This window comes from Pseudonocardia sp. ICBG1293, from assembly GCF_020131355.1.
Classification (GTDB): Bacteria; Actinomycetota; Actinomycetes; order Mycobacteriales; family Pseudonocardiaceae; genus Pseudonocardia.
The window spans coordinates 129,588-144,604 of record NZ_JAHLEL010000009.1; the positions used below are offsets into that span (position 1 = coordinate 129,588).

The following is a 15,017-nucleotide window of genomic DNA, read 5'->3' on the forward strand; positions in this document are numbered from 1 at the left end:
CGTGACCCGGCGCACGCCTCACCCCCAGCTCTCCGGGCGCCGGGCGACGGCGTGGATCCGCTCCACCTCCCGCGGCCCGAGCACCGGGGTCAGCCCGCGCAGGGCGTACACCAGCGCGCCCTCGGTGGCGACCACGACGTCGTCGGGCCAGCGGCGCACCCGGATCGGGGCCCCTACCAGCGCGACCACCGGACGGACGGGTGTCGAGGCGGCGGCCGTCCCGAGGCGGGGCAGCAGCAGCTCGCGCACCCGCTGCGCCTCGGCCCGGGCCCGGGGCACGGCGTCGGTGGCCGTCCCCGCCACCACCAGCCGCTCGCCGGCGAGGAGCAGGGAGCGGCCGCGGTGGTGCCGGGTGCCGACCACGCAGATGCCGGGCGGTCCGATCAGGACGTGGTCGAGGTCCGCGGCACCGCCGTCGAGCGGGACCGAGTGCAGCACCCGCCAGGCGGCGGGCCTGCCGAGCAGCCGGTCCCGGCGGGTACGGCCGGTCAGCGCGGTCAGCAGGTGGGCGGTGCGGTGCTCACCGTCGGCACCGAGGCGTCAGTTGCGGTCGGGGAACCCCGCCCCACGCTGCTGCGCCGCGACGTGCCCGGCCCGTCGGCCGGGGTAGTGGCGCGCCAGGTCGAGTGCGCGGGAGCGGTCGGTCGTGGGTGTCGTCGCGGGTGTCGTGGTCGGTGTCGTCGTCATGGCGCGGAGTGTGCACCCGAGCACCGACAGGGAACGGCCGTCGCCGGTAACCTCGTGAGGGGGTGGTGCAGCCATGAACGGTGTGGACCCGCGGTTCGAGTCCCCGGTCGACCGGACGATCCGGGAGGCCGTCGAGCGGGGCGACTTCGACGACCTGCCCGGCAAGGGGAAGCCGCTGCCGGGCGCGGGCCGGATCGGCCCGGTCGACGAGAACTGGTGGATCCGCGGCTACCTGGAACGCGAGGGCGTCCCGGGGGACGCGATGCTCCCGCCGTCGATCCAGCTGCGCAAGGAGCTGGACCGGATCGACGAGACCGTCACCCGCTTCGTCGACGAGCGCCGCGTGCGCGAGCACGTCGAGGAGGTCAACTCCCGGGTCGTCGATCACATGCGACACCCGATGGGCCCGCGGGTCCCGATCCGCAGGCTCGACGTCGAGGAGGTCGTCGCGCGCTGGCACGCGGCCCGGGAACGCCGCCGCGCCGCCGCCGGTGCCGCCACCGGTCCCGCCGCGGCCCGGCCCACCGGCGGGACCGGGCACGGGCGACGGTCCCGCCGTGACTGGTGGGCCCGCCTGCTCGGCCGCTGAGACCGCCGGTCCCGGCGGCGGGCGCCGGGCGTGGCCTCACCGGGCGGGCGCCGCCGGTGTCCGCGGTGCGAAGTGACCGGGGGAGCCCAGCGGCCGGCCGGTCTCGAGCAGCGTCTTGAGCGCTGCCAGGATCGCGGGCCAGCCCTCACCGACGTCGCGGGCGTCCCGGGCGCCCTGCTCGTCGTCGGTGAACCCGGTGTGGACGACCTGCAGCTTCACCGCCTCCTCGCCGAACGGGGAGATCGCGAACTCGACGACGGTCGGCGGCCGCCCCGCGGCCTGCTCCGCCCGGCCGGTGAAGGTGTAGGACAGCCGGTGCGGCGGCTCGACGGCGAGGACCTCGCCGATGAAGTCGTCGCGGTCGGGGTGGAGCGCCTCCAGCGGGCTCCCCACCCGCCAGTCCGAGGTCAGCTCCGCCCCGCCCCAGTACTGCATGGTGAACTCCGGCGTGGTCAGCGCCCGGAACACCTGGTCGGCGGTGCTGCGGATGTAGGTCGTGTAGACGTAGCGACGCTCACTCATCGTGCTCCTCCAGCGCCGCGCGCAGGGCGGTGACCGCCTGCACACGGCTGCGCTCGAACTTCCCGATCCACCGGTCGTGGATCTCCTGGATGGGGACCGGGTCGAGGTGGTGGAGCTTCTCCCGGCCGCGTCGCAGGGTGGTCACCAGCCCGGCGGACTCCAACTGGGCGAGATGCTTGGACACGGCCTGGCGGCTCATGTCCAGGCCCTCGCACAGCGCACCGAGCGTCGACTCGCCCTGCTCGTGCAACCGGTCGAGGATGCGCCGCCGCGTCGGGTCGGCGAGGGCGCGGAAGACGGCATCCACGTCGGTCACGCGGCCAATTATGCAACCTTTTGGTTGCCTGTCAATCGTCGCCGGCGCAGTCGTCCGCCGGGCTTCTCGACCGACAGCACCGTCGCGCCGAGCAGCATCACCTGGTGCAGCACCGCGGCCGCGACCAGCAGCGGCAGCACCGACCGGTCCCCCGCCCCGGCGGCGTCGATCCAGCCGGTGCTCAGCGCGACCGAGGACACGATCACCGCCAGGGCCAGCGCGGTCTTCGCGACGACCCAGCGGTGCCGGAACAGCCCCCACGCCGTTCCGAGCCCGAGGACCGCCCCGCTGAGCACGGTGCCGACGGCGAGGAACGGGATCACCCCGTTCCCGACGGTGGCCATCACCGCGACGGCGAACCCGGCGTCGGCGCCCTGCAGCAGCACCGCCGCGGGCAGCACCAGCATCACCAGCGACGCGCCGGTCCAGGCCGCCGCGAGCAGCACGTGCGCGGTGCGCACCGCGGCCCGCGGACGGCGGGCGAGCCGTCTCGGCGCCGTCCGTCCGGTCCGCTCGGCGACGGCGGTCACCGCAGTTCCTCGGGCAGCTCCTCGTCCGGCGACGGCTCGCGCTCGGCCCGCCGGGAGTGCACGAACAGGATCAGGCCCAGCCAGAACGCCGGTCCGATCGGCGCGAACAGCGGGGCCGGTCCGAGCACCGCGCCCAGCACCAGCAGCAGGAGCACGGCGCCGGTCACCCCGGTGTGGATCCGCAGGTTGCGCTGCGCGCGGGGGGTGAGGGGGCCGCGCCGGGGACGACGCGGCCGGGGCGTGCGGGGCAGCCCGGCGAGCAGCGGGACGAGCTCGTCGCGGGTGCGGGCGGCATAGGCGGCGGTCTGGCGCTCGTCGGACTCGGCGAGGGTCAGGCGTCCCTCGGCGGCGGCCGTCCGCAGCCGGGCGGTGACGTGCTCGCGCTCGGCGTCGGAGGCCAGCACGGCGTCGGGCGGTGGGACCACCCGGTCCGCCGACGCGACCGGCCGGTCCGCGGGCGTGGCGGGTGCCGGCGCGGGTGCCGGCTCGGCGGGTGGCGTGGTGGGTGGCTCGACGGTGGGTGCGGTGCGGGTGTCCGGAGTCGCTGTCATGACGGCCAGCGTCGCCGCGGACCGGGGTCGGGCGCGTCCGCCGGTGGTCGCCGGTCGGGCTGCCGCCGGCGGGGGAGGAGCGTCCGCCCGGGTACTCCCGCGGGAGTACGCGGGCCGTCGCCGTCCGGACGACGCCCGCCGTCGGTGACCCGGTCTACCATGTCCCGCGTGACCGCCGACCGACGTCCGAGGTGGGGCGGGATCGCCCGGACACTCGTCCCCGCACTGGTCGTCGGCCTGTTCACGCTGGGCGGCTCGGCGTTCTACGCCGTCCGCACCGCGCAGTACCCGACCCCGGACACGACGGCGCTCCCGCTCGACGGGCTCGCCGCCGTGCTGCTCGCGGTGGGGCCGGTCGCGCTGCTGTTCCGGCACCTGAATCGGGTCGTCGCGCTCACGGTGTGCGCGGCCGCGGTCGTCGTCTACCTCGGGCTGGGCTACCCGCTGGTGGGGCCGCTGGGGTTCGCGTTCGCCGTCGCGCTGGTGTCGGCGGTCGCCGCGGGGCGCCACCACCGGGCGCTCGCGGTGGTCGTCGTCGCGCTCGGCGTGCTGCTCGGGTGGCTGCTGGTGGCCGGTCGGCCGGTCCCGTGGCCGGCGGCCGGCCCGGTGCTGGCCTGGCTGGCGGCACTCGTCGCGGGGGGTGCCCTGTGGCGGGTCCGCCGCGAGCGCACGGCGCAGGCCCGGCGGGCCGCGGAGGCCGAGCGGCGGCGCAGCGCCGACGCCGAGCGGCTGCGCATCGCCCAGGAGCTGCACGACGTGCTCGGCCACCACGTGTCACTGATCAACGTGCAGGCCGGGGTCGCGCTCTACCTGATGGACGACGATCCCGAGCAGGCCCGCACCGCCCTCACCGAGATCAAGCGCGCCAGCCGTGACCTGCTGCGCGAGATGCGCTCCACCCTCGGGGTGCTGCGCGGGGTCGACGAGCAGGCCCCGCGGGCGCCCACCCCCGGCCTCGACCGGCTCGACGCGCTGCTCGACGAGGTGCGCGCCGCGGGGCTGCCGGTGCGCCGCGACACCGAGGGGGGCCCGCGACCGCTGCCGACCGGGGTGGACCTGGCGGCGTACCGGATCGTGCAGGAGTCGCTGACCAACACGCGCCGGCACGCCCGTGCGGGCACCGCCGTGGTCACCCTGCGGTTCGGCGCGGACGCGCTGGACCTGACCGTCGACGACGACGGTGCCGGCCCGGCCCCCGGCGCGGTCGACGGCACCGGGCTGACCGGGATGCGCGAGCGTGCTCGCTCGATCGGCGGGACGCTGACGGCGGGGCCGGGCCCGGAGCGGGGTTTCCGGGTGCGCGCCCACCTGCCCGCGCCCCCGGCCGACCCCACCACCGACCCCGGACCCGCCGACCACGGACCCGCCGACCTGGTCGCCCCCGGCCCGCTCGCTGCCGATCCCGCCACCGATCCGGCCGCCGGTCCCGGCTCGTCCGGGACCGTCACGCAGGCCCGCGTCCCCGACCACCCCACGACCCCGGGAGCCGACAGGTGATCCGCGTCCTGCTCGCCGACGACCAGGCACTCGTCCGGTCCGGCTTCCGCGCCCTGCTCGGTTCCCAGCCCGACCTGGACGTCGTGGCCGAGGCGGCCGACGGTGCGCAGGCCGCCGTCGCCGCCCGCGAGCACCGCCCGGACGTCGTGCTCATGGACATCCGCATGCCCGGCACCGACGGCCTCACCGCGACCCGGGAGATCACCACCGACCCGGAGCTCGCCGGCACCCGGGTGGTCGTGCTGACCACCTTCACCGACGACTCCTACGTCTTCGAGGCGATCCGCGGCGGGGCCAGCGGCTTCCTCGTGAAGGACTCCGAACCGGCCGACCTCATCCACGCCATCCAGGTCGTCCACGGTGGGGAGGCACTGCTCGCCCCGGCCGTCACCCGCACCCTGATCGGCGAGTTCGCGGCGCGCTCGCGCGGCGGGCCCGACGGGGCCCTGCGGCTCGGCGAGCTCACCGACCGCGAGCGGGAGGTCCTCGCCGAGGTTGCCGCCGGGCTGTCCAACGACGAGATCGCCGTCCGTCTGCACATGAGCCCGACGACGGCGAAGACCCACGTCAGCCGCACGATGACCAAGCTCGGCGCGCGCGACCGCGCGCAGCTGGTCGTGCTGGCCTACGAGTCGGGCCTGGTCCGCCCCGGCTGGCGCGGCTGAGAGGATCGCGGGCGTGACCACCGTCTTCGTGTTCAACGGCCCGAACCTCAACCTGCTCGGGACCCGCAAGCCGGAGGTGTACGGGACCACCGTGCTCACCGACGTCGAGGCGCTGTGCCGGGAGTCGGCCGCCGCGCACCACCTCGAGCTGGACTTCCGCCAGACCAACCACGAGGGCGTCCTCGTCGACTGGATCCACGAGGCCGGTGCCGCGGTGAAGCGCGGCGACGCGGTCGGCCTGGTCCTCAACGCCGCCGCCTACACCCACACCTCGGTCGCGCTGCACGACGCGATCGAGGGGGCCGAGCTCCCCACGGTCGAGGTGCACATCTCCAACGTGCACGGCCGCGAGACCTTCCGGCACCACTCGTTCGTCTCGCCGGTGGCGGCGGGCATCGTCGTCGGGTTCGGCGTCGACGGCTACGCACTCGCCATCGACGGGCTGGTCCGCAAGGTGCGCCCGCTGCGCGCCGTCTGAACCCGCGCCGCCCGTCGCCGCTGCGCTGCCCGGCCGGTGCGCCGCCGGATCCTGCGCCGTCCGACCGGACGCCGACCGGGCGGGCACCGATCGGCCCGGTCCGTCGCCGCACCCCTCGGACGGCGGCGACGGACCGGGCGGGGATCACTCCCCGGCGACGGCCGCGGCGTCCATCCAGACGAACTCGAGGTGGTGGCCGTCCGGGTCGTCGATGCCGCGGCCGTACATGAAGCCGTGGTCCTCGGTCTTGCCGGACAGGGTGCCGCCGGCGGCCAGACCGGCCTCGATCAGCCGGTCGACCTCGTCGCGGCTGTCCACGCCGAAGGCGTTGATGACCTCGCGGGCCGACCGCGGGTCGGCGACGCCGGGCTGCTCGGTGAACTCCCGGAACCGGTCCTGCGTCATCACCATGACCACGATGGCGTCGCTGACGACGAACGAGGCGGTGCGCTCGTCGGAGAACTGCTCGTTCAGCCCGAAGCCGAGCGCGGAGTAGAAGGACTTCGCCGCGGCGAGGTCGGCGACCGGCAGGTTCACGAAGATCATGTTCGGCATCGGGGGCTCCTGTGTGGACGTGGCGCCGGGGGTTCCGGTGCCGTTCGAAGTGGTGGACCGGGCGCGGTGACCGGACTCATCGGTCGGCCGCCGGGAAGTTCCCGCGGTCGCCGGGCAGGATCGACGGCATGAGCGTGAAGTGGGGAATCATCGGTCCGGGCCGCATCGCCGACGCCGTCGCGCCGGACTTCGCACACGTGCCCGGCGCCGAGCTCGTCGCGGTCGCGTCGCGTTCCGCGGAACGCGGCGAGGAGTTCGCCCGCCGGCACGGGATCGCGCGGGTGCACACCGGCTACCGCGCGATCCTCGACGACCCGGACGTCGACGTCCTCTACGTCGCGACCCCGCACCCGCAGCACCGGGCGATCGCCCTGGCCGCGATCGAGGCGGGCAAGGCACTCATGGTGGAGAAGGCCTTCACCGTCAGCTCCGTCGCGACCCGTGAGATCGCCGCGGCCGCCCGGCACCGGGGGGTGTTCGTCATGGAGGCGATGTGGACGCGGTTCTTCCCGGCCGTCGTCCGGCTGCGGGAGCTCGTCGCCGAGGGCGCGATCGGCGAGGTCCGATCCGTGCAGGCCGACCTCGGCGTGCGCAACCGCAGCGGGGACGACGACCGGTTCTTCTCCCCGGAGCTCGGCGGCGGCGCCCTGTTCGACCTCGGTGTCTACGTGATCTCGTTCGCCCAGATGCTGCTCGGCAGCCCGAGCACGGTCGCGGCGAGCGGTGCGCTGACGCCGTCCGGCGTGGACCTGGAGGAGTCGATCCTGCTCGGCTGGCCCGACGGCCGCAGCGCGGCCCTGCAGACCAGCCTGCAGTGCGCGATGCCCGGCTCGGCCCGGGTGATCGGCACCGAGGGCTGGATCGAGGTGCCGCCGCGGTTCCACCACCCGGACCGGATCGTGGTGCACCGGCACGGCGCCGACCCCGAGGAGATCGTGCTGCCGGCCACCGGGCGCGGCTACACCCACGAGATCGAGGAGGTGACCCGCCGGGTCGCGGCGGGGGAGACCGAGAGCCCGGTCATGCCGCTGGCCGACGCCGTCGCCGTCCAGGACGTCATGGCCGCCGTCGCCGACCGGCTCGGGATGGTCCCGGAAGAGGGATCGGCGTCCCTCTGACGGGTCGCGATGCGGTGACGGTCACTCGTCAAGCGCTTTACGACCGTTGCGTGGCGGAGTAGACCGAACGGCGTGTCCGACACCACGACCACGTCCCGGCGCCGGGAGAGGACCTTTCTCGGCCACCCCGTCCAGCTCGCGACGCTCTTCGGCGTCGAGATGTTCGAGCGGTTCTCCTTCTACGGCATGCAGGGGATCCTGCTCATCTACATGTACTACTCGGCCACCCAGGGCGGCCTGGGTCTGGACGAGGGGGTGGCGGCGGGCATCGTCGGTGCCTACGGCGGCACCGTCTACCTCTCGACGATCCTCGCGGCCTGGTCCGCGGACCGGCTGTTCGGTCCCGAGCGGGTGCTGTTCGGCAGCGGGATCTCGGTGATGGCGGGCCACATCGCGCTGGCGCTGTTGCCCGGTACGCCCGGGCTCGCGATCGGCCTGGTGCTGGTCGCGTTCGGCAGCGGCGGGATCAAGGCGAACGCCTCGACGATCCTGGCCTCGCTCTACGGCCCGGGCGACGACCGTCGCGACGCCGGGTTCTCGATCTTCTACCTGGGCGTGAACATCGGAGCCTTCAGCGGTCCGCTGCTCACCGGGGTGCTGCAGTCGACGTGGGGCTTCCACGTCGGATTCGGCGCCGCGGCGGTCGGCATGGCGATCGGCCTGGCCCAGTACGCGGTCAACCGGCGGAAGCTGCCCACGTCCGGCTTCGTCGTCCCGAACCCGCTCCCGGCCGCCACCCGGACCCGGGCCGGGATCGGAGCGGTCGCGCTGCTGGTCGTCGTCGGCGTCCTGATCGCCACCGACGTGATCACCGCCGACCGGTTGAAGTGGATCGTGTTCGGGATCGTCCTGGTCGCGACCGTCTCCTACTTCACGCTCATGCTGACCAGTCCGAAGGTGGACCGCGTCGAGCGCCGCCGGGTGCTGGCGTTCCTGCCGATGTGGCTCGCCTCGGTGATGTTCTGGGCGATCTTCCAGCAGATCTTCACCGTGCTCACCATCTACGCCGACCAGCGCCTGGACCGGACGATCCTCGGCTGGGAGATGCCGGTGACCTGGACCCAGTCGATCGAGCCGGTCTTCGTCATCCTGCTCGCCGGTGTCTACGCCACGGTGTGGACCACGCTCGGGCCGCGCCAGCCGTCGTCGCCGATGAAGATGGCGATCGGCACCGTGGTCGTCGGCTGCGCGTTCCTGCTGTTCGTGCCGTTCGCCGGCACCGGCGCCAACGGGACGCCGCTGCTCGCGGTCGTCGGGATCCTGCTGGTGTTCTGCCTGGCCGAGCTGTTCACCTCGCCGGTCGGGCAGTCGCTGTCGACCAAGCTGGCGCCGCAGGCGTTCCAGACCCAGATGGTGGCGCTGTTCTTCCTGTCGGTCTCGATGGGCACGGTGCTCTCCGGGCTGCTCGCGGAGCTCTACAGCGAGGGCGCCGAGGTGGCGTACTTCGGCATCACCGGGGTGACCGCGATCGTGGTCGGCCTGGTCGTCGTCGCGCTGGTGCCGAAGCTGAAGGTGCTGATGGAGGGCGTGCGCTAGAGCGACTCGAACACCGGTTCGATCCGTCCCCAGCTGTGCACACACCTGTGGACAACTCCGGTGGATCACCGACGGCGGGTGCGCCGGATCGTCGGTGAGTCCATCGTGTCGCCGGCCATCTCCCGGGCGATCCGCACGACGTGCGCGCGGACGTCCGGGGGCTGGTCGGCGATCCGCATCGCCAGCATCTCCAGCACCGAGGCCAGCCCGAACGCGATCTCGGGGCGGGCGAGCCCGGCGTAGCGCGCCTGCACGGCCTCGTGCCGCAGCGCGGCCGCGGCCGCGAGCACCGTCTCGCGGTCGGTGCGCAGGGCGGCCAGCCGCCGTCGTTCGTGGGTGTTCATGCTCCCCCGGTCGTCGCTGCGGAGCCGTCGCGGGCGACGGCCGGTCCGCACCCGGGGGAGCGGGCGCGGCGGCCAGCGTGCCCCGCCCGCCCCGGCAGGCGCCAGACGGGTCCCCGAGATGTCGCACACACGTTCGACTCAGAGCAGCAGCAGGACCACGCCGAGTGCCGAGAACGCCCCCCGGAGGTGGTTCGCGACGCTCCACCGCGGGGCGAACGCGGCCCAGTCGCCGTCGCGCTCCAGGGCGTTGTTGAGCGGGATGTTCACCGCGGCGGTCACGGCGAAGCCGGCCAGCACCGCGACCCCGCCCGCGATCCGCAGCGGCCGGTCGCCGAGCGCCCCGGCCACCGTCACCGCGCCGGCGAGCAGTGCGGTGCCGGCGAACAGTGTCCCGAACACCGGGTTCACGATCACCCGGTTCACCGCGCGCATCACCGCGACCGCCTCCGCGGCGGGGCGACGACGCAGGGCGGGGAGCACCGCGACCGAGAACGCCAGGTAGACCCCGCCGAGCAGGCCCGCCCCGGTGACGGCGGCGCCGTCGAGGATGCCGGTCATCCCGCCACCCCCGCCGCCCACTCCTCGACGGTCAGCGCCCCGTCGGCGGCGCCCCGCGGGCCGTGCGCCCGGACCCGGCCCTCGTTGAACGCCCGGTTCATCGCGACGTGCAGCCGCGCACCGTCCGCGGGCAGTCCGGCCCCGCGCAGCAGCTGCTCCATCTCCTCGTCCGGGACGCGCACGTAGGTCAGGCCCGGCACGCCCAGGGCGGGCCCGAGTGCGGCGACGACGTCGGGCACCGTCCGGTCGGCCGCCCCCTGCACCTCGACGACCGCCGGTGCGTCGGGGGCGAGCAGCGCCGCGGCGGCGGCCCGGCCGACGTCGCGGGTGGCGACCATCGGCAGCGCGACGTCCGGGTCGACCGAGTCGGCGTGCACCCCGTGTGCCCGCATCGCGTCGGCCGACCACAGGAACGACTCCAGGAACAGGCCCGGCCGGAGCCGGGTGACGTGCGCGTCGAGCGTCGCGAGCCGGCTCTCCTGTTCGTGCAGGCTGCCCAGGTACCCGGTGTCGGCGAGGTCCGGTCCGCCCGGGACCTCCGCCCCGAGCGAGCTCAGCGCGACGACCCGCGGCACGCCCGCGTCGCCCAGCGCGGCGGCGACCGACTCCCCGAGCCGGGTCTGGTGGGTGGCGTGCCCGGCCGCGGTGACGTCGAACGGCAGCAGGACGAACGCGGCGTCCGCGCCGTCGAACGCGCGCCGCAGGAACGCCGTGTCGCCCAGGTCGCCGGCCCACGGCCGCACGCCCGGGGCGGCTGCGCCCGGCCGTCGGGCGACGGCCCGCATCTCCGTCCCGGCCGCCGTCAGCTCCCGGACGACCTGCGTACCCACGTTCCCGGTCGCGCCCAGCACGGTGATCATGTCGAACTCCTTCGATCGGTGTGCGTCCACCGTCGCTCGATCTGATCGGACGCAGAATCCACTTCCGTCCACAACCGATGCTCATCCGTCCACATCTGGGGATGGTCTGTGGACGAGCTGTCATGCTGTGCACCGTGTCCGCCGCGCCGCCGTTCCCGGCCGCCGACCCGCTCGGGGAGGCGCTGCACGTGCTGCGCATGGACGGCGTCTTCTACTGCCGGTCCGAGCTGGCCGAGCCGTGGGGGATGACGCTGCCCGCGACGCCGGGCTGCCTGTGGTTCCACGTCGTCACCTCGGGCGGGTGCCGGCTCACCGTCGACGGCGTCACGGGCGGGACCGACGGCCCGGTCGAGGGGGTCGACCGCGAGCTACGGCCCGGGGAGCTGGTCGTCGTGCCGCGGGGATCCGGGCACGTGCTGCGCAGCGCGCCCGGTGTGTTCGCCCCGGACATCCGGTCGATCCCGCACCCGATGCTCGACGGGCGCTACGCCCTGCTCCGGCACGGCGGCGACGGTCCGGTGACCCGGATGGTGTGTGGCGCGGTCCGGTTCTCCCACCCCGCCGCGGGCGACCTCGTCGCGAGCCTGCCCGACCTCGTCCGGATCGAGCCGTCGCCGCTCGGCGACCGGGTGCAGGACACACTGCGGCTGCTGGCCGCGGAGGTCGAACACGGCGGTCCCGGCAGCGACGCGGTGATCACCCGTCTGGCCGACGTGCTGGTCCTGCAGGCGGTGCGCGGGCGGTTGCGGGTCGACGCGGCGACCCGCACCGGCTGGCTGGGGGCGCTCGCCGACGACCGGATCGGCCGCGCGCTCGCGGCGGTGCACCGCGAGCCGGAGCGGGACTGGACGGTGGCCGCGCTCGCCGCGACGGCGGCCATGTCGCGCTCGGCGTTCTCCGCGCGCTTCACCGAGCTCGTCGGAGAGCCCGCGATGGGCTACGTGACGCGGTGGCGGATGCATGCCGCGGCGCAGTTCCTGTCGGAGGGCGGTGGCACGGTGGCGGAGGCGGCCCACCGGTTCGGCTACCGCTCCGAGGCCGCGTTCGCTCGGGCCTTCGTGCGCGTCGTCGGGGAACCCGCCGGCCGGGTCCGCAGGCAGGGCCGGGGCCTCGCCCCGGTCGCCGCGGGTCCGTTCGTCGACTGACCCGACCCTCGCACACACGTTCGACAGAGTGCTGCTACGCTGCGACGACGCCACCAGGAGAGGGGGCTCGCGTCGGGTCGATCGGCCCGTATCCGGATCTCTTGTACGCGCGCTAGACGAGCCTGATCGCCACTATGTGCGCGGCTCGATGTCGCCGTATGGCGCTGTCTAGTGCCTGGGCGAGAATGCCGTACAGAGTCGGATCGACGGTCGATGCGGTCGTCTGCGCATGTCTCGGCACGGTCCGAGACAGTGCTAGAGAGTGCTACGTGCGGGTCACGCTCGCGTCGTCTGCGGCTCTCTAGCGCATCCGCGAGACGGCCGGAGAGGTCCCGAGGCGTGTCGTTCCGTCGGGGTCCGTGGCCCACGGGTGCGACGTCGCGCGGTCGGCGTCCACGGCCCGCCGCAGTGCCTCGACCGCCGGTGCGGTGGCGTCGGCCCGGGTGCACAGGGAGATGGGGCACGGATGTGCGTCCACCACCGGCAGGAACACGATCCCCGGATGCCGGTGGCTGCCGCCCACGTAGGCACCGGTGACGGCGACCGCCACGCCCGAGGCGACGACCTCGAGCATCTCGTCCACCGTGTGGGCGGAGGCGCCGTAGCGGACGGGGCGTCCGCTGGGCCTCGGGTCGTGCGCCCACCACCGCACCCACTGCGGGTCGGCCCGGTCGTCGGTGATGTGGACCTCCTCGTCGAGGTCGGCGAGGACGACCGAGGAGCGGTCGGCGAGGTGATGGCCGGCCGGCAGCGCCACCACCAGCGTCTCGTTCCGCACCAGATCGAGCCGTACGCCTGCGGTGTCCAGGATCGGGGGGCCCACGAGACAGGCGTCCACCGTCCGGTCGTGGACCGCGTCGGCCTGGGCCGACCAGGGCAGGTGGATCAGCTGGACCGCGACGTCGGGGACCTCGCGCCGCATCCGTTCCAGGATCCTGCGGGTGTGCGCGCCGGTCGTCGCCGTCATGAACCCCAGGCGCAGCACCCCCGCCTCGGCGCGGCGGTGGGCCGCGACCGCGGCGAGGGCGCGGTCGGCCGCCGCCAGCGCCTCCCGGGCCTCGGTCAGGAAGAGCCGGCCCGCCTCGGTGGGGCCGACGGGATGCGTGCGGCGGTCGACGAGCTCCACCCCGAGCTTGTCCTCGAGCGTGCGGATCTGCTTGCTCAGCGCGGACCCCGAGACGTGCAGCCGCTGCGCGGCCCGACCGAAGTGGCCTTCGTCCACGACGGCGGCCAGGTACTGCGTGAGGTGCAGGTTCAACGTCGGGGCCACGGCCCCATCCTGCCTTCCGACCTGCGGTGACAACCATATGGTTCACGGAGCGGGACGAAGATGCGATGGACGGTGGGGCCTGCGGCGTCGGAGGGTCGAACCGAGCCCGGCCGACGGAGAAGGAGCAGCGATGAGCGTGGAGCTGGTGCACCCCGAGGGGGTCCATCGGGTCGAGGTCCACCACCAGGTGGCCGACACCCGGGGGACGCGCACCGTGTACCTGGCGGGACAGGTGTCGTGGGACGTCCGGGGCGACCTGGTCGGCCACGACGACGTCGCCGCGCAGGCCGAGCGGTGCTACCTCAACATCGCTGCCGCGCTCGACGCGGTCGGGGCGACGGTGGCCGACCTGGCCAAGGTGGTCGTCTACGTCGTCGACCTCGACGAGACCAGGGCCGAGCAGTTCGTCGTCGGGCGCGAGCGTGCGGCGGCGGCGCTGGGGGTGGAGCTCCAGCAGCCGAGCACCTGGATCGGGGTCACCGCGCTCGCCGCGCCCGGCTACCTCGTCGAGGTCGACGCCGTGGCGGTGCTGCCCTGATGCGGGTCCCGTCGTGACCGGCCGCCACGGTGGGGCACCGCAGGCCGCCGACCTGCAGCGCAACAAGGACACCGTCCGCGCGTTCTACGACCTCATGTTCAACCGGTGCCGCCCGGCCGAGGCCCTCGAGCGCTACGCGGGGGACACCTACACCCAGCACAACGTGCACGTCGCCGACGGCAAGGAGGCGTTCGTCGACTACTTCGAGCGGATGGCCGCCGAGTACCCGGGCAAGCACGTGCGGTTCGTCCGGACCGTCGCCGAGGGCGACCTGGTCGTCCTGCACTGCCACCAGACCTGGCCGGGCGGCGACGACTACGCCGGTATCGACATCTTCCGGGTCGACGAGGACGGCCGGGTCGTCGAGCACTGGGACGTCCTGCAGGTCGTCCCCGCCACCTCCGCCAACGACAACGGCATGTTCTGACCGGCGTCCCCGCCACGGACCGCGGGACCGCCCGCCCCGCGCCGGTCGTGCCCGGGGGCACCGGACGGCACGTGGCAGGCTGGGCCCATGAGCGGTGTGGCGGTGGTGACCGGGGCCGGGTCGGGCATCGGCGAGGTGGTGACCCGTGGCCTGCTCGACGCCGGCTGGCGGGTCGCGCTGGCCGGGCGCCGTCGTGAGCCGCTGGACGGTGCCGCGGCGGGTCGTGCCGACACCCTGGTCGTCCCCACCGACGTCACCGCCCCGGACTCGGTCGAGGCGCTGTTCGCCGCGGTGCGCGAGCGTTGGGGCCGGGTCGACCTGCTGGTGAACAACGCCGGCACGTTCGGCGTGGGCGGCACCGTCGACGAGATCTCCGTCGAGGACTGGAACGCGGCCGTCGCGGTCAACCTCACCGGCTCGTTCCTCTGTGCCCGTGCGGCGTTCGCGGCGATGCGCGGCCAGGACCCGCAGGGCGGGCGGATCATCAACAACGGCTCGATCTCCGCGCACGTCCCCCGGCCGGGCAGCGCGCCCTACACCGCCACCAAGCACGCGATCACCGGCCTGACGAAGTCGCTCTCGCTCGACGGTCGCGGGTTCGGCATCGCCTGCGGGCAGATCGACATCGGCAACGCCGCGACCGAGATGACCGCGGGCATCGCGACCGGCGCGACGCAGGCCGACGGGTCGGTGCGGCCGGAGGCGACCTTCGACGTCCGGTACGTCGCCGACGCCGTCGTCCACATGGCCGGGCTGCCGCCGGAGGCGAACGTGCAGTTCCTGACCCTCGCCGCGACGACGATGCCGTGGCTCGCGCGGGGCTGACCGCCG

20 protein-coding genes and 1 pseudogene are annotated in these 15,017 nt (G+C 74.5%); 10 read left to right on the top strand and 11 right to left on the bottom strand.

Annotated elements, in window-relative coordinates:
- Positions 1–18: 18 nt before the first annotated feature.
- A pseudogene (locus KPF47_RS07120) lies at positions 19–522 on the bottom strand (nuclease-related domain-containing protein); the annotation flags it as partial.
- An 18-nt stretch (positions 523–540) separates the two neighbouring features.
- Positions 541–687 carry a hypothetical protein gene (locus KPF47_RS07125; protein ID WP_224387728.1) on the bottom strand — a complete coding sequence of 49 codons (147 nt, stop codon included), beginning with the start codon at positions 685–687 and terminating at the stop codon, positions 541–543.
- Positions 688–760: 73 nt separating this feature from the next.
- Between KPF47_RS07125 and KPF47_RS07130 the strand changes: the two genes are divergently transcribed.
- Entirely contained in the window at positions 761–1,276 is a 516-nt protein-coding gene (locus tag KPF47_RS07130; protein WP_224387729.1) for a DUF1992 domain-containing protein, read from the top strand.
- A gap of 36 nt (positions 1,277–1,312) precedes the next feature.
- On the opposite strand, the gene KPF47_RS07135 is transcribed toward KPF47_RS07130, so the two are convergent.
- Genes KPF47_RS07135 through KPF47_RS07145 form a run of 4 tightly spaced genes read right to left on the bottom strand, consistent with a single transcriptional unit; the run spans position 1,313 to position 3,195 of the window.
- Complete coding sequence (locus KPF47_RS07135; protein ID WP_308015347.1) at positions 1,313–1,798, bottom strand: SRPBCC family protein; 486 nt, start codon at positions 1,796–1,798, stop codon at positions 1,313–1,315.
- The gene (locus tag KPF47_RS39935; RefSeq protein ID WP_308015348.1) at positions 1,791–2,114 is read right to left on the bottom strand and encodes a metalloregulator ArsR/SmtB family transcription factor; all 324 of its coding nucleotides are present in this window, start codon (positions 2,112–2,114) and stop codon (positions 1,791–1,793) included. Before KPF47_RS39935 ends, KPF47_RS07135 begins: the two co-directional genes overlap by 8 nt.
- A gap of 8 nt (positions 2,115–2,122) precedes the next feature.
- Positions 2,123–2,644 (bottom strand): hypothetical protein, encoded by a 522-nt coding sequence (locus KPF47_RS07140; RefSeq protein ID WP_224387730.1) that lies wholly within the window; start codon positions 2,642–2,644, stop codon positions 2,123–2,125.
- Positions 2,641–3,195, bottom strand: coding sequence for a DUF1707 domain-containing protein (locus KPF47_RS07145; RefSeq protein ID WP_224387731.1), 555 nt, complete (start codon positions 3,193–3,195; stop codon positions 2,641–2,643). Before KPF47_RS07145 ends, KPF47_RS07140 begins: the two co-directional genes overlap by 4 nt.
- Positions 3,196–3,363: 168 nt before the next feature.
- Here KPF47_RS07145 and KPF47_RS07150 point away from each other — a divergent pair, with 168 nt between their 5' ends.
- The 3 genes from KPF47_RS07150 to aroQ are packed head-to-tail and all read left to right on the top strand — an operon-like array spanning position 3,364 to position 5,835.
- Entirely contained in the window at positions 3,364–4,692 is a 1,329-nt protein-coding gene (locus KPF47_RS07150) for a sensor histidine kinase (RefSeq protein WP_224387732.1), read from the top strand.
- Positions 4,689–5,357 carry a response regulator transcription factor gene (locus KPF47_RS07155; protein ID WP_224387733.1) on the top strand — a complete coding sequence of 223 codons (669 nt, stop codon included), beginning with the start codon at positions 4,689–4,691 and terminating at the stop codon, positions 5,355–5,357. The genes KPF47_RS07150 and KPF47_RS07155 overlap by 4 nt, the downstream gene beginning before the upstream one ends.
- Before the next feature lie 4 nt (positions 5,358–5,361).
- The gene (gene aroQ, locus KPF47_RS07160; RefSeq protein ID WP_202968295.1) at positions 5,362–5,835 is read left to right on the top strand and encodes a type II 3-dehydroquinate dehydratase; all 474 of its coding nucleotides are present in this window, start codon (positions 5,362–5,364) and stop codon (positions 5,833–5,835) included.
- Between the two features lie 144 nt (positions 5,836–5,979).
- On the opposite strand, the gene KPF47_RS07165 is transcribed toward aroQ, so the two are convergent.
- Positions 5,980–6,390: a VOC family protein gene (locus tag KPF47_RS07165; protein ID WP_224387734.1), complete on the bottom strand. Its 411-nt coding sequence runs from the start codon at positions 6,388–6,390 to the stop codon at positions 5,980–5,982.
- A 128-nt stretch (positions 6,391–6,518) separates the two neighbouring features.
- Here KPF47_RS07165 and KPF47_RS07170 point away from each other — a divergent pair, with 128 nt between their 5' ends.
- A complete protein-coding gene (locus KPF47_RS07170) occupies positions 6,519–7,508 on the top strand; it encodes a Gfo/Idh/MocA family protein (protein ID WP_224387735.1) in 990 nt (329 codons plus the stop codon).
- A gap of 72 nt (positions 7,509–7,580) precedes the next feature.
- Positions 7,581–9,044 carry a peptide MFS transporter gene (locus tag KPF47_RS07175; RefSeq protein WP_224387736.1) on the top strand — a complete coding sequence of 488 codons (1,464 nt, stop codon included), beginning with the start codon at positions 7,581–7,583 and terminating at the stop codon, positions 9,042–9,044.
- 65 nt (positions 9,045–9,109) lie between these two features.
- On the opposite strand, the gene KPF47_RS07180 is transcribed toward KPF47_RS07175, so the two are convergent.
- The 3 genes from KPF47_RS07180 to KPF47_RS07190 all read right to left on the bottom strand — a co-directional run bounded on the left by KPF47_RS07180 (position 9,110) and on the right by KPF47_RS07190 (position 10,836).
- Positions 9,110–9,388, bottom strand: coding sequence for a hypothetical protein (locus KPF47_RS07180; protein WP_224387737.1), 279 nt, complete (start codon positions 9,386–9,388; stop codon positions 9,110–9,112).
- A 138-nt stretch (positions 9,389–9,526) separates the two neighbouring features.
- On the bottom strand, positions 9,527–9,946 hold the full coding sequence (locus tag KPF47_RS07185) for a DUF1772 domain-containing protein (protein ID WP_224387738.1): 420 nt from the start codon (positions 9,944–9,946) through the stop codon (positions 9,527–9,529).
- On the bottom strand, positions 9,943–10,836 hold the full coding sequence (locus tag KPF47_RS07190) for an NAD(P)H-binding protein (RefSeq protein WP_224387739.1): 894 nt from the start codon (positions 10,834–10,836) through the stop codon (positions 9,943–9,945). The genes KPF47_RS07185 and KPF47_RS07190 overlap by 4 nt, the downstream gene beginning before the upstream one ends.
- Before the next feature lie 92 nt (positions 10,837–10,928).
- Here KPF47_RS07190 and KPF47_RS07195 point away from each other — a divergent pair, with 92 nt between their 5' ends.
- Positions 10,929–11,951 (top strand): AraC family transcriptional regulator, encoded by a 1,023-nt coding sequence (locus tag KPF47_RS07195; RefSeq protein WP_224387740.1) that lies wholly within the window; start codon positions 10,929–10,931, stop codon positions 11,949–11,951.
- Between the two features lie 301 nt (positions 11,952–12,252).
- Here the strand turns inward: KPF47_RS07195 and KPF47_RS07200 are convergent, their stop codons facing one another.
- Positions 12,253–13,221 carry a LysR substrate-binding domain-containing protein gene (locus KPF47_RS07200; RefSeq protein WP_224387741.1) on the bottom strand — a complete coding sequence of 323 codons (969 nt, stop codon included), beginning with the start codon at positions 13,219–13,221 and terminating at the stop codon, positions 12,253–12,255.
- A gap of 130 nt (positions 13,222–13,351) precedes the next feature.
- On the opposite strand from KPF47_RS07200, the gene KPF47_RS07205 reads away from it, so the two are divergent.
- The 3 genes from KPF47_RS07205 (at position 13,352) to KPF47_RS07215 (ending at position 15,011) form a co-directional block, all read left to right on the top strand.
- Complete coding sequence (locus KPF47_RS07205; protein WP_305080413.1) at positions 13,352–13,759, top strand: RidA family protein; 408 nt, start codon at positions 13,352–13,354, stop codon at positions 13,757–13,759.
- Positions 13,760–13,772: 13 nt separating this feature from the next.
- Positions 13,773–14,186 (top strand): nuclear transport factor 2 family protein, encoded by a 414-nt coding sequence (locus tag KPF47_RS07210; protein WP_224387742.1) that lies wholly within the window; start codon positions 13,773–13,775, stop codon positions 14,184–14,186.
- An 87-nt stretch (positions 14,187–14,273) separates the two neighbouring features.
- A complete protein-coding gene (locus tag KPF47_RS07215) occupies positions 14,274–15,011 on the top strand; it encodes an SDR family oxidoreductase (protein WP_224387743.1) in 738 nt (245 codons plus the stop codon).
- The last annotated feature ends 6 nt before the right edge of the window (positions 15,012–15,017 follow it).